28 protein-coding genes and 1 pseudogene are annotated in these 23,614 nt (G+C 50.1%); 1 reads left to right on the top strand and 28 read right to left on the bottom strand.

The window, feature by feature from the left end; all coding sequences use genetic code 11:
- Window position 1: 1 nt before the first annotated feature.
- The 12 genes from L3D05_RS02315 to L3D05_RS02260 all read right to left on the bottom strand — a co-directional run bounded on the left by L3D05_RS02315 (window position 2) and on the right by L3D05_RS02260 (window position 9,666).
- Window positions 2–640, bottom strand: a complete 639-nt coding sequence (locus tag L3D05_RS02315) for a hypothetical protein (protein WP_239614223.1) — start codon at window positions 638–640, stop codon at window positions 2–4.
- Window positions 641–746: 106 nt separating this feature from the next.
- Window positions 747–1,130, bottom strand: a complete 384-nt coding sequence (gene panD, locus L3D05_RS02310; protein WP_239614221.1) for an aspartate 1-decarboxylase — start codon at window positions 1,128–1,130, stop codon at window positions 747–749.
- Complete coding sequence (gene panC / locus L3D05_RS02305) at window positions 1,115–2,023, bottom strand: pantoate--beta-alanine ligase (RefSeq protein ID WP_239614219.1); 909 nt, start codon at window positions 2,021–2,023, stop codon at window positions 1,115–1,117. Before panC ends, panD begins: the two co-directional genes overlap by 16 nt.
- Window positions 2,020–2,883 carry a 3-methyl-2-oxobutanoate hydroxymethyltransferase gene (panB, locus tag L3D05_RS02300; protein WP_239614217.1) on the bottom strand — a complete coding sequence of 288 codons (864 nt, stop codon included), beginning with the start codon at window positions 2,881–2,883 and terminating at the stop codon, window positions 2,020–2,022. The genes panC and panB overlap by 4 nt, the downstream gene beginning before the upstream one ends.
- Before the next feature lie 276 nt (window positions 2,884–3,159).
- Window positions 3,160–4,146: a biotin--[acetyl-CoA-carboxylase] ligase gene (locus L3D05_RS02295; RefSeq protein WP_239614215.1), complete on the bottom strand. Its 987-nt coding sequence runs from the start codon at window positions 4,144–4,146 to the stop codon at window positions 3,160–3,162.
- Window positions 4,143–5,459 (bottom strand): CCA tRNA nucleotidyltransferase, encoded by a 1,317-nt coding sequence (locus tag L3D05_RS02290; protein ID WP_239614214.1) that lies wholly within the window; start codon window positions 5,457–5,459, stop codon window positions 4,143–4,145. Before L3D05_RS02290 ends, L3D05_RS02295 begins: the two co-directional genes overlap by 4 nt.
- A 45-nt stretch (window positions 5,460–5,504) precedes the next feature.
- Window positions 5,505–6,668 (bottom strand): N-acetyl-alpha-D-glucosaminyl L-malate synthase BshA, encoded by a 1,164-nt coding sequence (gene bshA / locus L3D05_RS02285; protein ID WP_239614212.1) that lies wholly within the window; start codon window positions 6,666–6,668, stop codon window positions 5,505–5,507.
- A 57-nt stretch (window positions 6,669–6,725) separates the two neighbouring features.
- Window positions 6,726–7,436 (bottom strand): bacillithiol biosynthesis deacetylase BshB1, encoded by a 711-nt coding sequence (bshB1, locus tag L3D05_RS02280; RefSeq protein WP_239614211.1) that lies wholly within the window; start codon window positions 7,434–7,436, stop codon window positions 6,726–6,728.
- Window positions 7,437–7,443: 7 nt separating this feature from the next.
- Window positions 7,444–7,866 (bottom strand): methylglyoxal synthase, encoded by a 423-nt coding sequence (locus L3D05_RS02275; RefSeq protein WP_239614209.1) that lies wholly within the window; start codon window positions 7,864–7,866, stop codon window positions 7,444–7,446.
- 27 nt (window positions 7,867–7,893) lie between these two features.
- Window positions 7,894–8,697 (bottom strand): 4-hydroxy-tetrahydrodipicolinate reductase, encoded by an 804-nt coding sequence (gene dapB / locus L3D05_RS02270; protein ID WP_239614207.1) that lies wholly within the window; start codon window positions 8,695–8,697, stop codon window positions 7,894–7,896.
- Window positions 8,698–8,701: 4 nt separating this feature from the next.
- Window positions 8,702–9,250 (bottom strand): tetratricopeptide repeat protein, encoded by a 549-nt coding sequence (locus L3D05_RS02265; RefSeq protein ID WP_239614206.1) that lies wholly within the window; start codon window positions 9,248–9,250, stop codon window positions 8,702–8,704.
- 47 nt (window positions 9,251–9,297) lie between these two features.
- Entirely contained in the window at window positions 9,298–9,666 is a 369-nt protein-coding gene (locus L3D05_RS02260) for a nucleotide pyrophosphohydrolase (protein WP_239614204.1), read from the bottom strand.
- Window positions 9,667–9,751: 85 nt separating this feature from the next.
- Here L3D05_RS02260 and L3D05_RS02255 point away from each other — a divergent pair, with 85 nt between their 5' ends.
- The gene (locus L3D05_RS02255) at window positions 9,752–10,621 is read left to right on the top strand and encodes a YitT family protein (protein ID WP_239614202.1); all 870 of its coding nucleotides are present in this window, start codon (window positions 9,752–9,754) and stop codon (window positions 10,619–10,621) included.
- 26 nt (window positions 10,622–10,647) lie between these two features.
- Here the strand turns inward: L3D05_RS02255 and L3D05_RS02250 are convergent, their stop codons facing one another.
- From L3D05_RS02250 to hisC, 16 genes and pseudogenes are all read right to left on the bottom strand, one after another.
- A complete protein-coding gene (locus L3D05_RS02250; protein WP_239614201.1) occupies window positions 10,648–11,604 on the bottom strand; it encodes a sporulation protein YpjB in 957 nt (318 codons plus the stop codon).
- Between the two features lie 62 nt (window positions 11,605–11,666).
- Entirely contained in the window at window positions 11,667–12,314 is a 648-nt protein-coding gene (locus L3D05_RS02245; RefSeq protein WP_239614199.1) for a DUF1405 domain-containing protein, read from the bottom strand.
- A gap of 67 nt (window positions 12,315–12,381) precedes the next feature.
- Window positions 12,382–13,260: a menaquinol-cytochrome c reductase cytochrome b/c subunit gene (locus L3D05_RS02240; RefSeq protein WP_239614197.1), complete on the bottom strand. Its 879-nt coding sequence runs from the start codon at window positions 13,258–13,260 to the stop codon at window positions 12,382–12,384.
- 19 nt (window positions 13,261–13,279) lie between these two features.
- Window positions 13,280–13,951: a menaquinol-cytochrome c reductase cytochrome b subunit gene (gene qcrB, locus L3D05_RS02235; protein ID WP_239614195.1), complete on the bottom strand. Its 672-nt coding sequence runs from the start codon at window positions 13,949–13,951 to the stop codon at window positions 13,280–13,282.
- 20 nt (window positions 13,952–13,971) lie between these two features.
- Window positions 13,972–14,505, bottom strand: coding sequence for a Rieske (2Fe-2S) protein (locus L3D05_RS02230; protein WP_239614194.1), 534 nt, complete (start codon window positions 14,503–14,505; stop codon window positions 13,972–13,974).
- Window positions 14,506–14,762: 257 nt separating this feature from the next.
- Window positions 14,763–15,188, bottom strand: coding sequence for a DUF2487 family protein (locus tag L3D05_RS02225; protein ID WP_239614192.1), 426 nt, complete (start codon window positions 15,186–15,188; stop codon window positions 14,763–14,765).
- A 26-nt stretch (window positions 15,189–15,214) separates the two neighbouring features.
- Window positions 15,215–16,177, bottom strand: a complete 963-nt coding sequence (locus L3D05_RS02220; RefSeq protein ID WP_239614191.1) for an alpha/beta fold hydrolase — start codon at window positions 16,175–16,177, stop codon at window positions 15,215–15,217.
- A 206-nt stretch (window positions 16,178–16,383) separates the two neighbouring features.
- Window positions 16,384–16,566 (bottom strand): IDEAL domain-containing protein, encoded by a 183-nt coding sequence (locus tag L3D05_RS02215; protein ID WP_239614189.1) that lies wholly within the window; start codon window positions 16,564–16,566, stop codon window positions 16,384–16,386.
- Between the two features lie 37 nt (window positions 16,567–16,603).
- Window positions 16,604–16,759: pseudogene (locus L3D05_RS02210) on the bottom strand (gamma carbonic anhydrase family protein); the annotation flags it as partial.
- Window positions 16,760–16,852: 93 nt separating this feature from the next.
- Window positions 16,853–18,067: a hypothetical protein gene (locus L3D05_RS02205; RefSeq protein WP_239614187.1), complete on the bottom strand. Its 1,215-nt coding sequence runs from the start codon at window positions 18,065–18,067 to the stop codon at window positions 16,853–16,855.
- 122 nt (window positions 18,068–18,189) lie between these two features.
- Window positions 18,190–18,798 carry a histidine phosphatase family protein gene (locus L3D05_RS02200; protein ID WP_239614185.1) on the bottom strand — a complete coding sequence of 203 codons (609 nt, stop codon included), beginning with the start codon at window positions 18,796–18,798 and terminating at the stop codon, window positions 18,190–18,192.
- Window positions 18,795–19,388, bottom strand: coding sequence for an anti-sigma factor family protein (locus L3D05_RS02195; RefSeq protein WP_239614183.1), 594 nt, complete (start codon window positions 19,386–19,388; stop codon window positions 18,795–18,797). The genes L3D05_RS02200 and L3D05_RS02195 overlap by 4 nt, the downstream gene beginning before the upstream one ends.
- A complete protein-coding gene (locus L3D05_RS02190) occupies window positions 19,385–19,981 on the bottom strand; it encodes an RNA polymerase sigma factor (protein ID WP_239614739.1) in 597 nt (198 codons plus the stop codon). The genes L3D05_RS02195 and L3D05_RS02190 overlap by 4 nt, the downstream gene beginning before the upstream one ends.
- A 421-nt stretch (window positions 19,982–20,402) precedes the next feature.
- Window positions 20,403–21,257, bottom strand: coding sequence for a hypothetical protein (locus L3D05_RS02185; protein ID WP_239614182.1), 855 nt, complete (start codon window positions 21,255–21,257; stop codon window positions 20,403–20,405).
- A gap of 99 nt (window positions 21,258–21,356) precedes the next feature.
- On the bottom strand, window positions 21,357–22,493 hold the full coding sequence (locus tag L3D05_RS02180; protein WP_239614180.1) for a prephenate dehydrogenase: 1,137 nt from the start codon (window positions 22,491–22,493) through the stop codon (window positions 21,357–21,359).
- A gap of 4 nt (window positions 22,494–22,497) precedes the next feature.
- Complete coding sequence (gene hisC / locus L3D05_RS02175) at window positions 22,498–23,595, bottom strand: histidinol-phosphate transaminase (protein ID WP_239614178.1); 1,098 nt, start codon at window positions 23,593–23,595, stop codon at window positions 22,498–22,500.
- Window positions 23,596–23,614: the final 19 nt, after the last annotated feature.

The following is a 23,614-nucleotide window of genomic DNA, read 5'->3' as shown; positions in this document are numbered from 1 at the left end:
ATTACACTTGGACTAACGTTTGTAACTCCGCGCTTCCGAATTGAAGCTGTAATTGTCCGTTTCCTTGCTGAACCGACTCCAGATTCATTTTAGGATCTAGGAATGCGGGATCGGTCTCAAGCGCCTTAATAAAATAACTTTGCGCTTGATCCAAGTGCGCATAGATGGCTTGTATGCAGCCAAGTGCATTATAAGCGATCGCTTGCAGCCTGCTTTCGTCCGCGATGGCCGCGATCAATTGGAAATGCCGTTGGGCTTCATTCCACTGTTTCAGGTGCATTCGCGACATGGCTAGAAATAATCGCGCGCATACGAAATCCGGGTAGGAGGTAACGGCGTCTTCCAGTTGGTCCGAGGCATGCTTGAACATATGGAGCTTGAAATATCCTTGTCCTTTGACGAACGAGGCCAGAAATTTATGCGGTTCAGGAGCGATGGAAGAAGATTGCTGTTGCAGGTCACGAAATAATCCCATCTTGTCTTCAAACTGTAACCATGACTCAATAATATCATCACTTAGCGTTTTGAGCATGTCCAATTGTTGCTGTAGATCATTTTTTTCATTACCGGTTGCATGCGGATACCGCAAGATAAGGTCGTCGAGCACATCGTTCATTGTAGCGAACCATTGACGAATCATTATCGTCCCCCCTACACGATTGTTTGCACAATCGGCTTCGTAAGCAACAGCTTCGGATTGAAACTGTACTGCTCATTCTGCGTTTCAAGGTGCGGTTTCATACGTCTTACAAAACGGTCGAATGCGGTTCTCCCGCCAACAATTTGACAACTTGATTTCGTTCATCCAATATCGCCACTTTCGGTTGGTGACGACGGGCTTCCTCGTCGGACATCAAGCCGTAATTGATGATAATGACTAGATCTCCAGGCTGTACAAGCCTTGCGGCTGCTCCGTTCAAACAGATGACACCCGAACCTCTTGGTCCCGCGATCGCATAAGTCTCGAACCGGGCACCATTATTATTGTTGACGATCTGAACTTTCTCATCAGGCAAAATATCGACCAGTTCAAGCAAATCTTGGTCGATCGTCACGCTGCCGACGTAATTTAAGTTCGCTTCCGTTACCGTAGCGCGATGTATTTTGGCTTTCATCATTTGGCGAAACATAATTGAGCACCTACTTCCGCTGGATTTAACAGCCTATTGTCGATAAGACGCGTTTTACCGAATCGAACGGCAACCGCGATTAACACACGGTTATCCACCTCGCTAAGCTGCTTATCAGCTTCAATCGGACCTAGATCAGGATACTTCAGAATGTCTACGTAATCAATATCCGCGAGTGGAGACCGGTTGATCTCGTCTTTAAGACGTTGAACGAGTTGGCTAGACGTCAACCCTTCATGTATCCATTCCGCCGCTTGCGACAACGATTGGGACAGGATTAGAGCTTGCTTTCTTTCCTCAGGCTCTAAATAGACGTTCCTCGAGCTGAGTGCCAATCCGTCCGGCTCGCGAACGATGGGACAAGGGACGATCTCGACCGGAATATTCAAATCCTGCACCATACTCGCAATAACGGCGATCTGTTGGGCATCCTTCAAGCCAAAATAGGCACGATCCGGTTGTACGATATTGAGCAACTTGGCGACGACCAACGCGACCCCATCAAAATGGCCGGGGCGGCTCGCTCCGCATAATCGATCGGTTACTTCAGAGACGGTGACCGTCGTTAATCTTCGATTAGGATACATTTCCTGCACGGATGGCATAAATACGAGATCGGCGCCGGAATCGGCCGCGATTCGAAGATCTCTTTGTTCATCCCGCGGATATTTATCCAAATCTTCGCCGGGTCCGAATTGGGTCGGATTGACGAAAATGCTAAGGACGGTTAGACCGTTGCTCGCGGAAGATTGTCGTATCAAACTTGCATGGCCTTCATGCAGGAAGCCCATCGTTGGAACGAAGCCGACGGACGGATTAACCGGCTTAGACAATCGATAATCGGCGATTTCTTGCCTTAGTTCGACGATCGTGCGAACGATTTTTAGATTCATTTCCCTTCTCCTCCATATAATTGGGTAGTTAAGGTTTGAGCAGAGGATTGACTTGACGGGAAGGAATGCTTCTCCTCCGGAAAAGCTTTTGTTTTCACTTCGTCCACGTATTCGGTTATGGCGGTTCGGATCGTGTCTCCGATATTCGCGTAACTCTTCACCATCTTCTTATCCCGAATACCGGAACCGTAACGAAGAATATCATGGAACACGAGCACTTGGCCATCGCAGCCTCGACCTGCTCCGATCCCGATCGTTGGTATATCGATCGATTGCGTCACAGCCGCCGCCAGCTCCTCCGTAACGAGCTCCAGCACGATACCGAATGCTCCGGCCCGTTCGAGCGCCTTGGCGTCTCTCAACAGCTTCTCAGCTTCTTCGTCGGTCTTACCCTGTACTCTGTAGCCACCGATCTGGAGAACGGACTGGGGCGTTAATCCCAGATGTCCGAGGACGGGAATTCCTGCCGAAGTAAGCAAGCGGATTTCCTCGGACAGTTCTTCTCCGCCTTCAAGCTTAACCGCATGCCCGCCGCCTTCTTGCATGATCTTGGCTGCGTTGCGCAAAGTTGCCTCCGGACCAAGCCGGTAAGTAGCGAACGGCATATCCGTTACGACCATCGTACGGGGGGCTCCCCGGACAACGGCACGAGTATGATAAATCATGTCTTCAAGCTTTACGGGAACCGTCGTATCGTACCCGAGCACCACGTTACCTAACGAATCGCCGACCAGAATAAGATCTACGCCTGCTTCTTCCGCTAACATCGCGGAAGGGTAGTCGTATGCCGTCAACACGGCGATCGGCTTATCCTGGGCTTTCATTGCCTTCAGTTTCGGTAAGGTCAAAGCTTGTTTCATGGGGGTATCCTCCAATAATTTACAATAATTAACAACAAAAAAACCTATTTTGCCCATGAGCAAAAAAGGTCGCCATTCAACATAGAACGTCCTTCACGTCCTTCTGTCTCGGTCCTTTCGGCTCAGAGCAGAATCCGCCGCGAATCATTGACGGTATTGCCGTAACTTGCATTGATCATTAGTGCATCATTACGTTAATCATCACTGGGCAAGTGCGGTTCACGTTGAAGCGATACCACCTTGCACAGAGATTATAACAGAATTCGGGTTTGCCGTCTATGAACCGCCAACCTTAGCATCCCCTATTTCCGCGGAATAGATCGTGCGTCGGGTTCCGTCTGCCAACTCGACCTTCAAACCGCCGGAATCGTCCAGCCCTGTCGGTATGCCAGTAATGGAACCTTGCGGCGTATATAGTAATGTCTCGTTATGGAGAGTTACCGAATGCGCTTCCCATAACGAACGTATCGGCGCAAAGCCCTGCTCCAAATACAGCTCGTATAGCCGTTCGAATTCTTCGAGTATGCAGGCGATTAATTCGCTTCGATTGACCGTTTCACCCGAAGCCATCTTTAATGATATGGCCTTCTCCAACAATTCTGCCGGATAATCCCCTGCCTCTAGGTTTACGGATATACCGAGACCAACGACGACATATCGCAGTCTCTCGTCTTCGGCCGCAGACTCCAGCAAGATTCCGCTAATTTTTTTGCCGCCGACGAGAAGGTCGTTCGGCCATTTGATCCCGATTTCGAGGGGGACGACGCGGGAGATCGCTCTGCTTAGCGCCACGGCAGCCAGCAAAGTCAATTGAGGCGTCCATTGCAACGGAACCGGAGGACGGAGCAGCAGGCTCATCCATACTCCTTTACCTGCCGGAGACACCCAGTGGCGTCCCATTCTCCCTCGTCCGTTCGTCTGCTGCTCAGCGATGACCAGCGTTCCTTCGGCAGCGCCTTGCTCCGCTAACTTGCGAAGCTCGTCCTGAGTTGAAGAAACAACATCCATCACATGCAGTTGGCGTCCGAATTGTTTCGTCCTAAGTTTAGGAAGCAACTCTTGAATCGACAAGCGGGAAGGCTTCCCGGTTAATCGATACCCCAGGCGGGGCACGGCATCGATCTGATAACCGTTCGCCTCCAGCTTGCGTACCTGCTTCCAGATCGCCGTTCTGCTCACATTCAGCTTTCGGCTGATTTCTTCGCCGGAAACGTATTGTCCAGCCTCTGCTTCTAATAGGCTTAGCAAACTATCGTTGCTCATCGTTCCTCTTCCCTGCTTTCCGTACTTTGTATCGCCGCTTCCGAGAGCAATGAGCTTTTATCGTTAAGCAATGTCCCGAACGCTACGCCTTCCAGCAACGATTGAAGCATCTCTGCTACCCATGGCCCCGGTCGTCTATTCAGAAAGCGAGACAGCTCATCACCGCGAACGTTCAAATCCGCGATTGCGGTTACCGGCATTTCCTCCAACCAGATCTTGAACGATGGCACGGCTTCATTCTCGCATCCCTCGCTCATCCCAATCCAGTCCTCGGCTATCGAACGTCCGCGCGCTAGAACGGCCAGAGTCCAGCTTTCCCAGAGGGAATCCTCATCCGTAAAATCCAATTGTCCGTTCAAACCAACGATTCCCGCAATGCGGAGCGATCTGCGTCCGCTTAGGCGAAGCTTTTGGCATAACTCCAAGCAGTCCCCTTCGCTAAGAGCCATGCCCGTAAGTAACGCCGCCCACCGCAAATCAGTATCGGATATCGAAGGAAGCTGCGATAGATTGCCCATCGACCCCTCATCGGAGTAAGCGACGCCCCAACGATCCCATTCCCATGAGAGCCGATTATAGCGATATCGCTCGGCTGCCGACTTAAAGGCTTCCGGCAAAGGATCGATCACATGCTCGAGCAAGCCGCTCTTGAACAAGTAGTGACACGCTTGCTCGGGCCCGCTTCCCGCCATCATTTTATCCCATTCGGAGCTGATCCTTTCGATCGCAACATGTTTCAGCTTAGACCGGTGCGCAACGATCGCCTGCCAGACATCGGGCAGCAGGTCGAAATCGAATTCAGCCGCGAAGCGAATTGCTCGAATCATCCTTAGCGCATCTTCGCTAAAGCGTTCGGAAGCCTCTCCTACGCACGCCACGACACCCGCGCGCAAAGCGTCCTGGCCGCCGAAAGGATCGACGACTTCGCCGTCGGACCCGATCGCCATCGCGTTAAACGTAAAATCCCGTCTTGCCAGATCTTCGCTAACGTCTAGCACGAACGCCACTTCATCCGGTCTCCGCGAATCGGAATAACCGAATTCCTGACGGAACGTCGTCACTTCGTAAGACCGGCCGCCTTCCAATACCGTCACCGTGCCATGCTTGATTCCAGTCGGCAAAGTCCGGGCGAACAAGCCCGTCACTTCGTCTGGGGTCGCCGAAGTGGCGATGTCGATATCATGGATCGCCCTGCCGAGCAACCGATCTCTGACGCACCCGCCGACCAAATAGGCTTGATAACCTCCCGCTTCTAACCTGCGAACGATATCTAGCCCTTCGGTCCATAACAATTCGTCTTCCTTTTCTAACATCCGCTCGTTCCTCCGGTTGTGCAGTCGCTCGCGCGAACCCGCCTATTAAACATTACATACAGGGACAGGGGTCGGGAGGGGCATTCCGAGCACGCGATAATAAATTTCTTCGTATTGCGAGGTAATAAGCTCATCGCAAAACACATGATGAGCCCTCTGTATGCATGCTTCCCTAAAATCCGCGTATAACTTCTCGTTAGTCAGTAGCTTCAATGCGTTGTTCGCCATGCCATCGGTATCCCCGATAGCTGATAGGAACCCTGTCTTGCCATCTTGCACGAGCTCCGGAATGCCGCCCGCTACGGAGCCGATAGTCGGCACTCCGCAAGCCATCGCCTCCAAAGCGACCAATCCGAAGCTTTCCTTCTCCGAAGGAAGCAACATCAGATCCGCAATGGAGATCACCTGAGCGACATCGTCCTGTTTACCCAGAAAGTGAACGCGATGCGAGAGGCCCATCGATTGGATCTTCGTCTGTATTTTCGGCAAATCCGGCCCTTCTCCAACTAGGACGAGCCTAGAAGGAGTCTTGGCATTGACTTTGGCGAATATATCGACCACGTCTACAGTCCGCTTGACGGGTCTGAAATTAGAAATGTGCATCAGCACTTTCTCGTTCGGATCCGCGTAATCCCTGCGCAAGTCCGTACATTCGCGAGGATAATAAATCCTTTTATCCACAAAGTTATAAGTTAAATCAATTGGTTCTTGAATATCCAACAGCTCGCGCGTTTCCTTGATCAGATCGCGGCTTACCGCGGTTACCGCATCGCTCTGCCGAATACCTAGCCGAATAATGTCCTTAAGCGTCTCATCCTGTGCCAATACGGTAATATCCGTTCCATGCAGCGTCGTTACGACTTTAAGATCATCCCCGGCCATCTGCTTCGCCAAGATCGCGCACACCGCATGGGGCACGGCATAGTGGACGTGGAGTAAATCAAGCTTCTGCAGCCTCGCGACCTGATTCATTTTACTGGCTAAGGACAAATCGTATGGAGGATAACGGAACACGTAATAATCCGACACTTCTACTTCGTGATAGAAAATGTTGCGGTGGAATTTGCCTAATCGAAACGGCATGCTATGTGTAATAAAATGGATTTCGTGACCTTTCTCGGCCAACAGCTTGCCCAGCTCTGTCGCAACGACGCCAGAGCCCCCGAGCGATGGATAACAAGTAATACCTATCCTTAACGGACGATTCATGTCGACCCCTCCTTCCTAGATGCGCCATTCATTAGTATATTCCCTTATTAATCGTCATTAGAAGCGTTCAAGCGTTATCGGACCTTTGGCGATAAAGCCTTCCGCGTATTTATATTTTTTAGCTTGTCCAAGCAAACGGTCTCTTGCCACAATATTGTCCAGGTACGCTCCGGTCAACGGAGTTTCAACCCAGTCTACTTCGCTGCCTTCCGGCATGAACTGCGAACGATAAGCCTGCAATGCATTCATCTTAATTCCCTGTACGTCACTAATGTCCACCAGCAACTGCGGAGTATGGGCATCATTAATAAAATAGAAAAATAACTGCTCGATCGTCCAAGCAGGCAGCTCCGGCATATATCGTCTGAGCTTAGCGTTAAATACCGCTTCTTCGGCCATGCGGCTGCAAGAAATATGATCGGGATGCCGGTCCACGAAATAAGGAGCAAAAACAAGCCGAGGACGGTGTTTCCGAATCGCGGCAACCATCAAGTCCGTCTGTTGCCGATGGACGGCAAGTCCCCTGTCCGGCAGTCCGAGATTGTCGCGAACGGTCAATCCAAGTACGGCGGAAGCTTCAACCGCTTCACGTTGACGCGTCTCCACGTTACCGTTGGAGGACATCTCGGCAAAAGTAAGATCGATGATGCCGACTTTCAGTCCGTCTCTGACCTGCTTGGCGATCGTGCCGCCCATTCCGATCTCGGCATCGTCCGGATGAGCTGCGAATACGAGTATGTCCAGTTGATCTTGTGAGTTAGCCGTCATCTAGCTCTCATCCTTCTATTCCAGGTTTATATTTATGTACTAGCTCACGCCATGCGAAATCCCCGCGCTCCAACGCTTTAATCAGCAACTCTCCCGTAGCGACGTTCGTCGCGACCGGAATTCCTTGTACATCGCAAAGACGCAGCAATGCGATGATATCGGGCTCGTGAGGTTGCGCCATTAGAGGATCCCTGAAGAAGAGAATGAGATCCATCGTATTCTCTGCTACCCTAGCTCCGATTTGTTGGTCGCCGCCGAGCGGGCCGGACATGAACCTATGTACGTTTAAGGAAGTGCTCTCCATAATTCGAGTACCCGTCGTTCCTGTTGCATATAAGCGATGATGCTGCAATACATGTTCATATGCGACAGCAAAATTCACCATCTCGTCTTTCTTGCGATCATGCGCGATAAGTGCGATATCTATCATGGAAATCCCTCTCTTCTCGTCAGGTTGCTAATCCAAAAAGTGCTCGAAGCCGTATACCATTCCGGTAACGGACATAATTTTCTTAATCGCCGTATTTACGCCTGGCATGTATCCTGCCCGGTCATAAGAATCGTGACGGATTTTCAAGGTTTGTCCGAATGCGCCGAACACAACCTCTTGCTGAGCAAATACACCCGGTAACCGTACGCTATGTATGCGGAATCCGTTGTAATAGCCGCCTCTGGCTCCTTCGATGAGCTCTTCTTCATGCGGATTTCCTTGACGCAGCTCTTGACGAGCTTCGGATATCCACTCGGCTGTTTTGACGGATGTTCCCGAAGGGGCATCTAATTTTTGGTCGCCGTGGTATTCAATGATTTCCACATGGGGAAAATACTTGGCAGCCATAGCGGAAAATTTCATCATCAGGATCGCCCCGATCGAGAAGTTAGGCGCGATCAATCCGCCGATGCCTAGCTCGCGGCATTGCTTGTCCAAATCGGCAATCTGCTCGGGAGTAAAGCCCGTTGTGCCGATGACGGGACGAACGCCGTAAGCTAGCGCCGTTTCCGTATTGGGCATTGCTGATTTCGGATTCGTAAAATCGACGAGCACGTCAGGTCGGCTAGCCGACAACGCATCGGCTAAGTCGGCGGAAACGATAACGCCGGTATCCGGTTTTCCGACAAGCGTACCGGCGTCAACAGGTCCCGTAGATTTACCTATCGCTGCGACTAACTGCAGCTCGGGATCTTCCAATACCATTCTAACGACTTCACGGCCCATGCGTCCGCCTGCTCCTGCTACGGCTACGGTAATTTTCTGCGACATGCGATCACCTATTCCTTTTCGAATGATAATGTGAATATTGTTGTTTAAGAAGGCGCCGCCTTTCGGCCCGCACTTCATGCAGCATCCGTTTGGCGTCCTCGTGCTGTGGCTCTAGCTGAAGCGCATCCCGCAAGGAATCAAGTGCATGCTTGTAATCTCTTTGCATCCGGTAGAGCATGCCCAACATATATCGAGCTTCCGCAGACAGCGGATCGAGATGGGCAGCTTCCTTCAGAAGCATAATGCTCAGCTCAATGTCAGGCGATACCATGGAAAGATGATGTCTCGCGTCGGAGATTTTTTGCCTGGACATGACCATCCGTAGGTTAAGCCGATAAGTTGGATTATCCGGATCCAATTCAATGGCTCTCTGGGCATAAGCCACCGCCATTGGAATCTTGCCGCTTCTTGCGCAGGTAATGGACCCGCTATAATGAAACGCTGCATTCTCGGGTTCAATCTCGATCGCTTGCCCAAACCAATACACGGCCGATTCGAAATCTCCTTGAAAGATGGCTTCATATGCCTGCCGGAGGCACGTTTCCCCGTCCATGCTGACCATCCTCCCTTCAATGCGGGGATAGTAACAGCATATGAACTTCAGCGATTATCGGTGTGTTTCTTCGTCCACCGGTCTGCATCTCGGGTATTGAACTTATGCATAACCTTGCGATGCGCTTCCGTTAAGTCGATGCCTAATGAATTCGCGAAACAAGTCACAATAAATAAAATATCTCCTAACTCCATCTCGATGGAATTGTCGGCCTCATCCCTCTTTTTCGGCTTCTCTCCGAACTCGTGGTTAACTTCCCGGGCCAACTCCCCTACTTCTTCGCTCATTCGGGCGAGCATGGACAGCGGAGAAAAGTAGCCTTCTTTGAATTGCGAAATATAAGCATCCACATCGCGTTGGATGTCGGCCAGCGTCCGTTCTGTCAACGCTAGATCGGCTATGCGAGATTGTCCCATCGTTCGTTTCCTTTCATGAAGGTTTCTCTCCTATGTTAGCGTAAGACGTATACGAAAACAAATGCAATTTTGGAGGAATCACCCTATGAATCAATCCAACCTATGGAGTAACATTCGATCATGGAGCCTGCTCATCGCGGGAACCGCCTTATATGCCTTCGGGTTGCAATACTTCATTATCCCTAATCTATTGATGGAGGGCGGCGTAACGGGAGTTGCCGTGCTTCTGAATTACGCAGTGGATTTTCCAGTGTGGCTCAGCTCGCTCCTCATTAATCTCCCTCTGTTTGTACTCGGTTGGCGCCAGCTCGGGAGAAGCGCGATGATCTATACTTTTGCGGGAACGCTGTTGCTCTCCCTCTTTCTGTGGATCGCGGAAACTCTCGTCGTCCAAGGTTGGCTTACCCCTTTCCAATCCGAACAAGACTTCATCCTAGTCGTGCTGTATGCGGGAGTTACGCTTGGCATCGGACTCGGACTCGTCTTTCGCGCCGGGGGGACGACGGGTGGCGTTGACATTATCGCGAGAATTTTACACCGGGCGCGCGGCTGGAGCATGGGTCAAATCATCCTCTCTCTGGACGTGCTCATCCTTGGCGTCTCGCTCTTGTTTATCCCGAAAGAGAAGGTACTTTATACGCTCGTAAGCGTATTTATCGCTTCGAAAATCATTGATTTCATCCAAGAAGGCGCATATTCGGCCAAAGCATTCACGATATTATGCCACAGCCCGGAGAAGCTGTCCAAAGACATTACGCGTGAATTGGATCGCGGAGTAACGTTAATGCCCGCGATTGGGGGGTATTCCGGAGAAAACAAAACCGTCGTCTATTGTGTCGTCAGCCGATTTGAAATCCGTAAATTAAAAAGCCTCGTCCGTCAACATGACCGGAGGGCTTTTATCGTCATTAACGATGTGCATGACGTGCTTGGAGAAGGCTTCCGCGATGAATGAAGGACGCTTTTTAGGCGCTCCTCCTCCTATCCTTTGTTTTTCCATTTATTCATCCAACGTTGAGCGGCGTCTTCAGAAGGGTTTGTCCGTGATCCACCTCGGTCGTTGTTCCCGTATTCCTCATTCTTATATCTTCTCCAACCTACCCATGTGAGAATAGTTACGATGAACGATCCCATCATAGCCGACCAACCCCATGATGGCGGCGCGACAGCGATTGGAGGCACAATGGCGGTCGATGCATCTTTATCTACGGGGAATAAGCCTTCAAGAGCCTCCTGCAGAGGTGGGATCGTTCCGAGCAGCAACTCTGTTGAAGGAGTGTCCGCTTGATAGACGCGACTCGCATAACGAACGACCGAATCGCTTCGTTCGATTTTCCAAGGCTCGGATTGCAACATAACTGCCGTACGTATGACGCGGTAATGTTCGGTTAATTGATCGAAAGCCGCCTTCGCATTTGCTGACAACTGTCCCTTAACGGCAGTCCCTTGGGGCAAAGCTTTATTTATCCTAACGATATCCTCCCTTAGAACCGTCCGATACTGATGCCATATCGGCTTATTCGGATGGGCTAGCGCATCGGCGGCTAATCTTAGGGCTGCCGCGCCCGACTTCCATTTCCGTTCATCAGGGCTTACCGCTGCCGCAGCCCGTTTCAGATCGGTAATGCTGTTTGCAAGCGCATGAATGCCTTCCGCAGTCCCGATCATTTTCATCGGCAGGTTACGAAATTGAAGTTCGATCTCGGACAAGCTGCTCCGGGCGACGTCGAGATTACCTTTATTCACGGCTTGGTACAACGACTCCGAAGCCGATAAGAAACGTTCGATACTGGCGTGGCCGTTAACTGCGCTATTACTGTCGCCGTTACCCCAAGTCCGCGAAGGGGCGACAACCAACATGAATAGGACACTGCCTACGAAAATCAGCAATAACCGGAGCTTAAAGCTGCGATGAACCTCGTTTCCGAACAAAAACACGGACATCCCCTCCTACCCCATGGATATGAGAGGTTGTCCGTGTTTAGAACGACTTGTCTTATTCAGTTTTTATCTTTAGATAGGAATGCGAATTTCGCTACTGCCGCACATAACACACTGAATGCCGTTAATAGAAACGTAAATAGTCCGACATAAAATAAATCGTCATCCAACTGCGTCGGTAAATACGGATACACATCGTAAGTATAATCCACCGTATCGTTGAGGAATGTCCATGCCGCCGCTGCCAAGAGAGCCATGCCCCCATAAGTAAAAAACCTTGCGTATAGCAGCGCCATTACCGCCATTGCCGAGTGGCCGATAATCAGCATCCAATGCTCCCACTGGAGGACGTCCCCTTGCGCTTGTCCAGCAAAAATAATCGCGGTTGCCCATATCCCGTATTTGACCGACGTAACGACGCCTAACGTCTCCACGACGCCTCGAATTCCGTTGACCCATGGCCGACGCGATCTGCGAGGACAAATCCACAACCATAGCACGGCTAGCGTAAAGAAAAGCGACGCGGTCGGACTGTCCGGCACGAACGGGATTTGCCAGTGCGGATGGTTATTCCATGTGCTTTCCAATTGGTCTTTGTACCAATAATATCCATATACCGTACCCGGAATATAGATCAGCATCATCAGCCATAAAGTCGTCGGATGGAGCAAAACGCTGCGTGAAAGAAGCCATTTCAACCAACTCATCAAGACTACTCCTTTCTTTATTAAAAAAACCTGACCAGCTACGGTCAGGTTTAGAGCAGGACGAAGGTTACTCCGCCGCCTCTGCTTTTTGTTTGGAAAGCCAAGTTGCGATTTGGTCGATTTGCTCCGCTGACAAGTTTTCTTTGAATGCCGGCATCGCTCCATCGCCCTTACCATTAGTAATGGTTTGAACAATCTCGTCTTTGCTCAATACGTCGCCGATTCCGCGAAGCGCCGGACCGCCGCCGCCTTCAAGTTCCGCGCCGTGACAAGCGATACAAGCCGCTTGCGTCATCGTTTCGGTGAAAGCAGGATCGTCAGCAGCTACCATTGCAGGAATCTTCTCTTTGCCCGGAATCGGACGCGGCAAGCCTTTCGCAACGGCTTCTTCCGCTTTGATCTCGCGTTCGATATGCTCAGGAACCGTACCTGTTGCTTCCAGTTCATGCTGGTAATGCGCCCATGAAACCCAAGTCAGGTACACGACAGCCACTAACGATACGATCATTAGAGACGAAGCGATCGGACGACGATAGAAGCGACGCTCTTTGCCCGTGTCCAGGAATGGGGCGAGCAGCAAAGCGATAAATGGAATACCGGATAATCCAAGTACCCCGAGTACGATGAAATCTCCTGATGCGTACGGATATTTCAGTAACTGATACAGGAACAAGAAGTACCAGTCCGGCATCGGAATGAACGCGCTGTTTAGTGGATCCGCAGGATAACCAAGCGGAGCCGGTTCGGCAATGACCAGAACCAGAAATCCAATCAGAACGACAACTCCGACCATCCATTCCTTCAGCAGGAAGTTCGGAATAAAGGCTTCCGACTTGCCCGGGAAAGCGGTGTAATCCGGAGGTGTCACGTTCGAATAATCGCGTTTACGTACGCGAGAATCGCCGATGAATACAATTTTTTCATTTGGATCATGTTTATGTGCCATCGCTAGTCACTCCCCTCTCTTACAGCGGCCCGGAAATGCCCTGTTTTCGAATCATAAAGAAGTGTCCCGCAAGCAATGCTAACAACGCTCCAGGCAAGAAGAACACGTGGATTGCGAAGAATCGGGTCAGCGTTTGAGCGCCGACGATCGTGCCGCCGTTCATTAGTTCCTTGATGTAATCACCTAGGAAAGGTACGGCACCCGCAATTTCCAAACCAACCTTCGTCGCGTAATAAGCTTTGTTGTCCCATGGAAGCAGGTAACCCGTGAATCCAAGGCCCAACATGACGAAGAAAATCAACATTCCGACAACCCAGTTCATCTCACGAGGCGCTTTGTAAGACCCGGTGAAAAATACGCGAAGAGTATGTAGGAACATCATGACGATAACAAGGCTTGCTCCCCAGTGATGCATACCGCGCACGATCGCTCCGAAAGCGACTTGGTGCTGCAAGTAGTCAACGCTATAATAAGCGTTGATAATGTCTGGGACGTAATACATCGTCAAGAACATCCCCGAGAGGATCTGTATGACGGTGATAAAGAACGTCAGTCCGCCGAAGCAATAAACAAAAGCGGAGAAGTGATGCGCCGGGTTAACGTGCTCAGGCACCTCGTGATCGGCGATATCTCTCCACATCGGCGTAATATCTAGACGTTCGTCGATCCAGTTGTACATATTTTTGAACATCGGAACGAAACGCCCTCCTTCTAAACGCGACTATTCGGATCAATCGGTCCGAGATATACCCAACCGTTTTCCGTTTTGACTTCATATTCGTCCAACGGCTTCGGCGCAACCTTCAGGTTTTTGCCGTCTTTCGTGTAACGTGCTCCATGGCATGGGCAGTGGTATTCGTTCGGTGCTTCTTCGCCGCCCCAGCTTACCATGCAACCCAAATGCTTACATACAGGGGATAACGCGAAGATTTTTCCGGATTCGTCCTTCGTAATCCATGCAGCGAGCTTCGGATCGCTTTCATACCATCCGTCCACCTGATGAATTTTGAATTTCACTTCCGTTGGCTCGTTCGTCACCTTGCTCTCTTCGATGACTTTAACGAAACCTGCCTTTTCTTTCTTCTGCAATATAGGATCTACGGCAAAGCGGATCATTGGTAAAATGGCCCCGCCGGCCATGAAGGCTCCTGCTCCGCCAAGCGTGTAAGACAAAAATTGACGTCTTGACATTTCTTTGCGCTTAACCGGTTTGTGCGTGGTTTCTTGCTGCTTATTGTGGTCCATTCGTTCTACCCCCTTTGCCACACCAATCTCGCGTCCGATACGGACTTTAACATTTTGTTCACAAGGACATAACTATAATAGCCCACGCGCTATGGAGCGTCAAGAATAGGGGCGGGACTTTCCTTCCTCGACGGGAATCGCACAACTAAAATGTTCTCAAATTGTCACATTTCCCCGTGGGTTGTGTCTGCCTATTGTTTACTCATTATATCTATCCTTATGCGTACGATTGAGCGGTTTTACGGAATATTGACTATTCATTCCCCTTGCGGCTTGCGCCATAGAGCTGCGACGGACTTGCTGATCCGTTGAAAATCCGGCTCCTCTTCCTCTGCGTTCGGTTGAATGATCAAATCCGCTTTCAAGGCTTCGGCCAACGGAAGGGCTTGTCCGCTAACGACCACGACATACCGGAAGCCGATGGCTTTCCACCGTTCAATCAGCCGATTGATTCTTTCGGTATCCTCCGCGCCTCCCGCATCGTAATGGTAAGCAGGCATCGTAACCGTCCGACCTCGGTAAGCTTGTTCCAATGGAGCTATCCATTGTCCCGTTCTAGCCACCTTCTCCGTTGCCTCCCATGGAGATTCCTCCCCCGTCAGACCCGATAAAGGAATCAGACACGTATCCAAATAGGGTTGGAGTTCTGGCCAGCTATTCTCGTCTACTTCACTGAATTTCATGAATCTTATTCACTCCTCGTATTGCTCTAGAGCCATTCGGCGATAAAAGTCATGGTCTTGTCCGCGAACCCGGGTAACCATTCATGGGCGAAATCCGGATAAATTTCCACGCGTTTAGGCGAGGTGATTTTGTTAAATGCCGCGAATTGGGTTGAAGGAGGGGTTATCGTATCCATTAACCCGGTAGCCATCATGACCTCGCCTTTAATTCTAGGAGCAAGATGCTGAATATCGATATAACCGAGCTTCTCGAACACTTCGTTCTTCCGCTTATGCTGCGGATCGAATTTACGGAAGTAAGTTCTAATCTCCTCGTATGCGGCGACGTCCAGATCCATCTCCCAAACCCTTAAATAATCGCTTAAGTAAGGATAGACGGGCGCAAGCTTGGACACTCGGGGCTCCAACGCTCCGCAAGCAAGCGTAAGCCCGCCGCCTTGCGATATTCCGATTGCCGCTACCTTAGTTGGATCGACTTCCGGCATTCCGATGACGATGCCAGCTAATTGGGCAGCATCTAGGAACATGTGGCGATACAATAAATCGTCAGGATCGTTATCGATACCGCGGATTATATGGCCATGGAGCGTGTTTCCTTTCACGGACCCGACATCTTCCGATAACCCGCCCTGCCCGCGGCAATCCATGGAGACGACGCTTACGCCAAGAGCGGCGTAAGCAACTTTATCTTGCCAATCTCCGGAATCCATCGACAACCCATGAAACTGTAGTATGGCAGGATGGGGCTTATTCTGACCTTTAGGACGTATGTATTTGGCGTGGATACGCGCTCCCCGCACTCCCGTAAAATAAAGATGAAAACATTCGGCGAACGGAACTTGAAACTGCGCGGGTATGAGCTCGACCTGCGGATCAACGCTTTTCATTTCGTTGAGTGCCCTCTCCCAATATTGTTCGAAATCGGCAGGTTTCGGATTGATTCCTTCATAGGCATATAATTTCTCAAGCGGTAAATCGATTTGCGGCATTTTGTCTGACGACTTCCTTTCAAAGAATACTAGCGATCTCGGATGACCATTCCTTATTTATCGTACTCCAAATCCTTGAACAATTAAAGCCTCATTTCACAAGGATAATAGCGCTTACGACATACGCAAAAACCCGGCCAAATCCGGCCGGGTCATAGGATAGAGCTTCGGACCGTTTCCGCTGCCGCGGAAACGGTCCTAGCCCTCTAACGCTGGATCGTTTTTAATTCATCGGTCAACCGCCGAAAAGATTCTACATCTCCTTGCGCAAGCGCATTATCGATCGCATGATAGATTTTCTCTGTCCGGTAATTGCGCAGCGCTTCGTCTAGGACCATTTCTGCCGCCAGCCCCAGCATCGTCTCATAGGCGACTTTCATGTTGTCCATTCGTTGCACCTCCGATTTCCGGCGTTAGGACCCCTGGTCAAGGATTCCTATATTGCTCGCCTTTGCTTACGTAACTGTCTGCCGCTCCTACTAAAGCATATTCACCGATTTCAGCCCCGTTCAAGACGATAGCCCCCATGCCAATCAATGTACCTTTGCCTATCTTGCATCCGTGTATGATCGCCCCATGTCCATATGGAAGGTACATTAATGAATCACCTTTCGCACCCTGCTTTTTAGTGGAGCTACGATTATAGGAGATTGTAGCAATAGCGGATTCAGGGTGTCAGACGGTCGGTTTGCCTAATTTTATCGTGTCTTCGAACGCAAGCGTATTGCCTGTCACTAGCCATTTTCCTTGAGGAGTCATGATGATGACTCGAATGCCGTCTGCTGTCTCCCCCCATCGAATGACCCCGAGATGCATGAGCATGACCAGCACGCGGCGTTCGAGCACATCCTGCTGGGTATCATAATAGTAAGACCGCACGAGCGGCTGCAAAATCTGGAAAATCGAGTCCACCGTCGTCCATTCCGTCGATAGGCGCATAATCCATTGCGTTAACGTATTAAGATTCGGAATCGCTCCCTTATAGAGACGAAGCCAAAACCGGTATAGCTTGGTCGGATCAGGGTCGGCGAATTTATCCGCGATGTTGCGACCTTCCTCGGTTAGTGTTAACCGATCCGATTCCTCCGCAATATACCCTTCGTAGTAGACGAAGTCGTACAGGAGGGAGAAGCGATCGGGATAGTCGCGAAACCTGCGGCCGTAGCCAAATCTCCATCCTCCTCTCGAAGGAATCGTCTCATTAACGGAGAGAAGCTCTAATGTTTGCTGGATTTGCCGCTTATAAAGAACCCCATCAGAGGTTAGTGGCAGCTCATTATCCCTTACGAAACGAAGGAAGTGGACAATATCCTCCGTAAATAAGCTTCTCTCGTCCCGATAGACTGGCGGTTCATCGACAACGACCAATGTAGCGCGGTATCGCCTTTCCAACGCGTCCCGCAAACGAATCTTCACATCATCCGGTACCTGGTACAACAATCGAGTCTGCTGCGAGAATCCGTTAAACAGCCAACCGAATTTTTTGAACCTCGATATCGCCAGCCTTGCCGTATCTTCCGGACTTGGAGGCGGTTTAGGTGCCGCGCTTTTCCCTTTGCGGTTCCGGCTTGACTCCGGCGGACGGGCAACATTGTCTACGGCCTCGGACGAAGGTTCGTTCAGCTTCGACTCGCCGTTAAGCGCTCTTGCCTTCAACTCTTCCAGGCTGTAGGCGGACCTGTTCTCGAACACTAGCGAATTCAGAAAACGCAAATCGTTACCCATCATTTCTCCGACTCTGGATTCCATTACATCCCGACGCTGAACAGTCGATAGTATCGACTGGATCAATTCGTTCTTGGAGTGGCTGCTGCAGGTGCAATCGTACGTTTCGGCAATGGTAGTTAATTCGGCAATATCCGCATACACAAGCATGTCGGCTAAATTCATCAGCATTCCCCGCTTTATGGAGGATTTACTGTTCAGTATGGGCGCGTGACGCTAGTCTTAAACGTTTCTGCACGCAACGCAGCGCCAAAACAACAAAAAAATCCGGTTGAAAACCCGGATTTTTAAGTAGCCGACTTCATTTCCGCATCCGTTAGATGCCGAGTGCAGTTATGAAGCAATGGCTGCCAAATATTATATTGTCTTTCAAGAACCGTTAATGACATATTCAACAAATGCGTGTTATCAAGGTCATGGCATAACGATTGCAGCATCCTAGCTAGAAAACTTCCATGCGTAACGACCAACCAAGCTTCTCCTGGATGCTTAATAACAAAATCGTCAACGAATTGATGCCCGCGAACGCGAATCTGCTCATCGCTCTCCTGATCAGGCACTACTTTACGCCACTCTTCTCCCCATAAGGCCAATCTTTCCGGTTCGGTCGTCCCCTCCGCCGCTCCGAAAGATCGTTCTCTTATCCGCACGTCTTGGATCAACGGAAGGTCTAGTCGCTCCGCGAGAATTTCAGCAGTCTGTCTGGCACGCTGCAAATCGCTGCTATAGATTCCGGTCCACCGTTGATCTCCGTTCTTCAGCCTGTCAGCGAGTAGTCCAGCTTGCCTCAAGCCTTCGGCACTCAGTGGAATATCGGTTACGCCTTGGATCTTGCCCAATTGATTCCATTCCGTAATCCCGTGCCGCACCCAACCGATTCGAGAAGCCTGCGTCATGAGCGAACCCGGGAAAACCAATTTAGAATAAGCAAAGTCATCACCATGCCGACAATGGATAGGGCAACCCAATATTCAGGCATAGACGGCGTGACGTTGAGCATGATGGAATCACTTAAGCTGGCCATGGGAACGTCGAGATGAATGCTGTCGCCATATTGATGGCTCACGGCAAAAGCTTCCGCACCGGAGTGCTTGCCGCTTACTCCGCCTACTGGACTGAATACCGTGTACAAGAAACCGCAAACGAATAACACAAACATAGCTGCGAGTACGCCCGCAACCTTCCTTCTAAAACCGAACGAGAAAGAATACGTCCGGCGAACCGTCGGCATATACCACTTCTGCTCGGAGTAAATTCGATTCATGACATTCTGATTCAGCCAAGCCGAAGCGATTTGTTCGTTCTCTTCGTCCGCTTCATTAATCGGCAGCTCTTGAATCAATTGCGCGCTTTCTTCCCAAATCTGGAACTCTTCCGCGCATTCTTTGCACCTTTGCACGTGCATATCAATAGCGAGTCGATCGGCCGAATCATCGGGCAAATCCCGATAAACCCCGAACCATTCTATGGCATCTTCGCATTTCATCGCAGCTTCATCTCCTCGTACTCCTTCATCATGGCCGGTTCAGTAAAGTACGATTCCAATTGTGTCTTCACACTGGCCCTGGCCCGGAATAACAACGATTTGACGGAACTGACCGTCTGTCCTAAAATATTAGCGATTTCTTGGTAATCCATTCCATCATATTCCCTAAGGATAAGCGCTGACCGCTGCTTCTCGGGTAAACTATTGATGGCATCTCTTACCATGGAAACCTTCTCGTTGCGCAGCAAGCGCTGCTCGGGTGCCTCTTCTAAAGGGGCGGCTGGTATGTATGTGGAGTCGTCGAGTGAAAGGTGCGCCGCTTTCTGCTTACGCAATTCACTGAGAACCGTATTACGTGCGATTGTATATAACCAGGTAGAAAAGGACGCGTCTACTTCCCTAAAGGAATGCAAACTGCGATAAGCTTTATAAAAAGTTTCAGAGCTCATGTCTTCTGCCAAGATTTCCAGCTTGGCACTCTTAAGCATATGGTATACGAAAGACAGAATTTTTTTCTGATATCGTCCCATAAGCGTAGAGTACAACTCTACATTACCGTCTTTAATTTCCCGTATTAATTGGGAATCGGTCATCATATCCGCGACCCTCCCCCCGTGTCAGGGTGAACGTTCGCAGCCGGTAGATTACTTAATTGTACCGGCCAGAAACGAAAAAGTTGCGCTCAAAGGCGCATTGATTTTTTGTAAGCCAGTATTTTACAAATGCTATATGCTATTGTATCACAGGAATGGGCATTTGGAGCTTAAAAATTTCTCAAATATGGTTCAATTTTTATTGGTAAAAAAGCTTTAATATTCGTACATTTTCGATAACGGCGCTATAGACAAAAAAAATCCACCCCGAAGGGTGGCTGCACACTGTGCAAGTATTGGATAGGAGTGGAGAGAAACCATACTGTACTTTTATTATATGTATACGTTTTCATTTTGTCAATAAGCGTTTACATTTTATTTTGAAGCGTTTACATAACGTTTATTTGTCCGGCGACGCTATTTAGGCCGGCTTGGGACTGCAAATCCATTGTTTAATGGCGCCCTGAATTTCTTTCTCATACAAATACCGAGTAAAATCATTTTCATTTCGTGCGTTCATGTCGGAGATGCTGAATCCTTTGACTCCCGTAACCGAAAATCCGCCATCTTGCTCGGCAAGACCAAGCGGATGGATCCAAACGTAACCGTCCGGTCTTACGAACCACACACTGACAATGCTTTCATATTCGTAAAAGTCTGCGAGATAAACTTGAGAATCGATCCATAAATCCCTCTCCGAGCCCGTTAATAAATCTGCGCACACTTTATTGATTTCGTCCTCCAAGGCTTCGATCATCTCCTCCTTGCGGACCGATGTTCCAAAATTCGGCTTGCGAGGCTCGGACAATTGCATCGAAAAGGTCCCAGCCGCTTCAAAGTTTCCTTGCGGCCATTCCGTATCTTCTTTGCCCACTTGGCCGTCTGCGTAAACGATATTGTTTTTTTGCCCGAACAAAACCAGCCACTCGCCTATGGTCGTGTGAGCAAATACTTTCTTATCGCCGGAACCGTCGCTGTACAAACGCACTTCGACATTAACCGTTTCGCCGATATGAGAGTCGAAGCTTTTGTAGGAATCGTTCTCCTTGATTTTGGAGGGATAAAACCACAACCGGTAATTCATGTATTCTTCTAACGCGCTTTTTAATATTGGAACTGAAAAGTTATCGGGAAGCTTCGCTGCCGGATTAGGCGTCATTTGGCTTTCTGTTGCTTGAACCGTTACCGCTGGACCAGCTTGGCGAGCTGTGGAACAGGAACTCAGAATTAAGGCCATGACGATTGCCATAACGATGAACGTATTTTTGTTGTTCATTTCTGCACGCTCCCGATCGTGATCTTGCACCTGATTTAGTTGCGACTCCTCGATACGTATTGAAAAAAGAAACTGCCCTTTAAGGGCAGCTTTACATTCTTACGTATGCACGTCATACTGCAACGATTTCAATAAGGCTATAGCCTTATCTAACTCTTCGGACTGCTTGAAAGACAATCGGAGCGTACCCGGTACGTCTTCTCTGCTCTCGATAATCTGCAAGTTGCTTAGATTGATTTTGGCTTGACCGAGCTCGGTTGCGATTTTGCCGATGATACCCGGATGGTCAGGTACGTCTACGTAACACTCGTATATGGAAGTTATCATTCCTTTGCGTCTCTCCGGCAGTTGACTGCGGAATTGGCCGGATCGGCGGAATTGCTCCTCGATCCCCTCTCCGTCTTGCTCCTCCAACAACTTCGCGAACCGGTCCATCTCGCCTTGCCAATCCTTCACAAGCTTCAGCACGACCTCGCGATTGCTGAGCAGAATATCCCGCCAGACCACAGGATCGCTAGAGGCTATGCGCGTGATATCGCGGAAGCCTCCTGCCGCCAATCTTCTGTACAGCACGTTCGTCTCGTTGTACCCCGCGATCTGGTTCACTAGAGCGACAGCGATCATGTGCGGCAAATGGCTGATCGCTCCAACGATCACATCATGCTGAACCGCATCCGTCTTCACGATATGCGCGCGAGTCCATCTGAGCAATTGCTCCAGCTTATTGACATACTCGACGGGAGTACCTTCCACGGGCGTTAGCACATAGAAAGCATTTTCCAGCAAATAGAGGCTTGCCGCCTCCACTCCGGACCGCTCGGAGCCTGCCATCGGATGGCCTCCGATAAACACCGCGCCGTGAAGTGAAAGCTTATCGGCGTGATGAACGACGGAAGCTTTCGTGCTTCCTACGTCCGTGATGATACAACCGGGTTTAAGAGGAAGACGAGAAAGCTCGTCCACGTATTCCTCCAACCTTCCAACGGGCACGCATAAGAAAAGGAAATCCGCGTCTTTCGCCGCATCCGCGATGGAGGTCGTCGCCCAATCCACGACGCCACGGGCGACGTACTTCTCGGTTGAAGCGTGGTTGACGGAATGGCCGACCACCTCTACCCCTGGCTTGCCTTTGAAGCAAAGAGCCAAGGAGCCTCCAATGAGACCAACACCAAAAATTGCGATTTTAATTCGGTTCGATTCGTTAAATTCCGTAAAGTCGCTAAACTCTCCGCTCATGCCTTCACACCTTTACCGCGAGTTCTTGCAGCACGGCAGTCAGTGCGGCGATCACTTTTTCATTTTCTTCTTGGCTTCCGACCGTAATTCGAAGATAAGTCGGATAGAGCTTGTGGCCGGCTCTAACAATAATTCCTTTGCGCAGTAACGCGTCGAATACTTCCTGTCCGGATCTCTTCACGTCTACCATGATGAAATTGCCGTATGCCGGGAAAGCTTTCAACCCTAGCTCCGCGAAAGATTTGTTGAAATACGCTAAACCTTTCTTGTTCTCAGCGCGGCAGAAAGCGATGAATTCATCGTCTTGGAGCGCGGCAAGCGCTGCGGCTTGGCCGAATCTCGAAGTATTAAACGGTTCTCTGACCTGATTGATGCTGCGAATCACATCCGGACGGCCGATTCCGTAGCCGATGCGTAAGGAAGCCAGTCCGTAAATTTTGGAGAACGTTCTGAGCAAAATGACGTTCGGATATTTAGCCAACAGCTTTAAGCCATCCGGGAAAGAAGGATCCTCGACATATTCGCAATAAGCTTCATCAAGCACGACTAACACGCTGCTCGGCACCTTGGCGAGGAATTGTTCCACCTCGTCCGCCGTATTAATCGTTCCCGTCGGGTTATTCGGGTTGCACACCCAGATAACTTTCGTCTTGTCCGTTACGCGCTCGGACATTGCTTGAAGATCATGGGTTCCATCTTTAAGCGGAACCTCGATGATCGTTGCGTTCTCGATCTGTACATTATGTTTATATTGCGGGAACGTCTGGTCGGCCATGATCGTCTCGTCTCCGGGGACGAGAAACGCGCGGGCGATCATAAGTATGATTTCGTCGGAGCCCGCTCCGAAAATAACTTGATCCGTGTTTACGCCAAAACGTTTAGCAACGGCATTCGTCAATTCGACCGCAGCCCCATCCGGATATATGCTAATGTTCTCCACTTCGCGAGCGATCGCTTCCTTCGCTTTCGGGGAACTTCCGAACGGGTTCTCGTTGGACGCCAACTTAATCACTTCGGTTAAGCCAAGCTCCCGCTTCACATCGTCAACGGGTTTCCCGGGTTGATATACGGGTAAATGAACAATATTCGGTTTCGGTTGCATGAGTTTCCCTCCTGTAATA

The sequence above is a fragment of the Cohnella mopanensis genome (assembly GCF_022352055.1).
Taxonomy (GTDB): Bacteria; Bacillota; Bacilli; order Paenibacillales; family Paenibacillaceae; genus Cohnella; species Cohnella mopanensis.
Note: the sequence above shows the minus strand (reverse complement) of the source record. Positions and strands in the feature narration are given on the sequence as shown.

Excerpts from the sequence above, each read along its gene's own strand:
- L3D05_RS02315 (WP_239614223.1), bottom strand. The coding sequence starts at position 640 with ATGATTCGTCAATGGTTCGCTACAATGAACGATGTGCTCGACGACCTT.
- panD (WP_239614221.1), bottom strand. The coding sequence starts at position 1,130 with ATGTTTCGCCAAATGATGAAAGCCAAAATACATCGCGCTACGGTAACG.
- panC (WP_239614219.1), bottom strand. The coding sequence starts at position 2,023 with ATGAATCTAAAAATCGTTCGCACGATCGTCGAACTAAGGCAAGAAATC.
- panB (WP_239614217.1), bottom strand. The coding sequence starts at position 2,883 with ATGAAACAAGCTTTGACCTTACCGAAACTGAAGGCAATGAAAGCCCAG.
- L3D05_RS02295 (WP_239614215.1), bottom strand. The coding sequence starts at position 4,146 with ATGAGCAACGATAGTTTGCTAAGCCTATTAGAAGCAGAGGCTGGACAA.
- L3D05_RS02290 (WP_239614214.1), bottom strand. The coding sequence starts at position 5,459 with ATGTTAGAAAAGGAAGACGAATTGTTATGGACCGAAGGGCTAGATATC.
- bshA (WP_239614212.1), bottom strand. The coding sequence starts at position 6,668 with ATGAATCGTCCGTTAAGGATAGGTATTACTTGTTATCCATCGCTCGGG.
- bshB1 (WP_239614211.1), bottom strand. The coding sequence starts at position 7,436 with ATGACGGCTAACTCACAAGATCAACTGGACATACTCGTATTCGCAGCT.
- L3D05_RS02275 (WP_239614209.1), bottom strand. The coding sequence starts at position 7,866 with ATGATAGATATCGCACTTATCGCGCATGATCGCAAGAAAGACGAGATG.
- dapB (WP_239614207.1), bottom strand. The coding sequence starts at position 8,697 with ATGTCGCAGAAAATTACCGTAGCCGTAGCAGGAGCAGGCGGACGCATG.
- L3D05_RS02265 (WP_239614206.1), bottom strand. The coding sequence starts at position 9,250 with ATGGACGGGGAAACGTGCCTCCGGCAGGCATATGAAGCCATCTTTCAA.
- L3D05_RS02260 (WP_239614204.1), bottom strand. The coding sequence starts at position 9,666 with ATGGGACAATCTCGCATAGCCGATCTAGCGTTGACAGAACGGACGCTG.
- L3D05_RS02255 (WP_239614202.1), top strand. The coding sequence starts at position 9,752 with ATGAATCAATCCAACCTATGGAGTAACATTCGATCATGGAGCCTGCTC.
- L3D05_RS02245 (WP_239614199.1), bottom strand. The coding sequence starts at position 12,314 with ATGAGTTGGTTGAAATGGCTTCTTTCACGCAGCGTTTTGCTCCATCCG.
- L3D05_RS02240 (WP_239614197.1), bottom strand. The coding sequence starts at position 13,260 with ATGGCACATAAACATGATCCAAATGAAAAAATTGTATTCATCGGCGAT.
- qcrB (WP_239614195.1), bottom strand. The coding sequence starts at position 13,951 with ATGTTCAAAAATATGTACAACTGGATCGACGAACGTCTAGATATTACG.
- L3D05_RS02230 (WP_239614194.1), bottom strand. The coding sequence starts at position 14,505 with ATGGACCACAATAAGCAGCAAGAAACCACGCACAAACCGGTTAAGCGC.
- L3D05_RS02225 (WP_239614192.1), bottom strand. The coding sequence starts at position 15,188 with ATGAAATTCAGTGAAGTAGACGAGAATAGCTGGCCAGAACTCCAACCC.
- L3D05_RS02220 (WP_239614191.1), bottom strand. The coding sequence starts at position 16,177 with ATGCCGCAAATCGATTTACCGCTTGAGAAATTATATGCCTATGAAGGA.
- L3D05_RS02215 (WP_239614189.1), bottom strand. The coding sequence starts at position 16,566 with ATGGACAACATGAAAGTCGCCTATGAGACGATGCTGGGGCTGGCGGCA.
- L3D05_RS02205 (WP_239614187.1), bottom strand. The coding sequence starts at position 18,067 with ATGAATTTAGCCGACATGCTTGTGTATGCGGATATTGCCGAATTAACT.
- L3D05_RS02200 (WP_239614185.1), bottom strand. The coding sequence starts at position 18,798 with ATGACGCAGGCTTCTCGAATCGGTTGGGTGCGGCACGGGATTACGGAA.
- L3D05_RS02195 (WP_239614183.1), bottom strand. The coding sequence starts at position 19,388 with ATGAAATGCGAAGATGCCATAGAATGGTTCGGGGTTTATCGGGATTTG.
- L3D05_RS02190 (WP_239614739.1), bottom strand. The coding sequence starts at position 19,981 with ATGACCGATTCCCAATTAATACGGGAAATTAAAGACGGTAATGTAGAG.
- L3D05_RS02185 (WP_239614182.1), bottom strand. The coding sequence starts at position 21,257 with ATGAACAACAAAAATACGTTCATCGTTATGGCAATCGTCATGGCCTTA.
- L3D05_RS02180 (WP_239614180.1), bottom strand. The coding sequence starts at position 22,493 with ATGAGCGGAGAGTTTAGCGACTTTACGGAATTTAACGAATCGAACCGA.
- hisC (WP_239614178.1), bottom strand. The coding sequence starts at position 23,595 with ATGCAACCGAAACCGAATATTGTTCATTTACCCGTATATCAACCCGGG.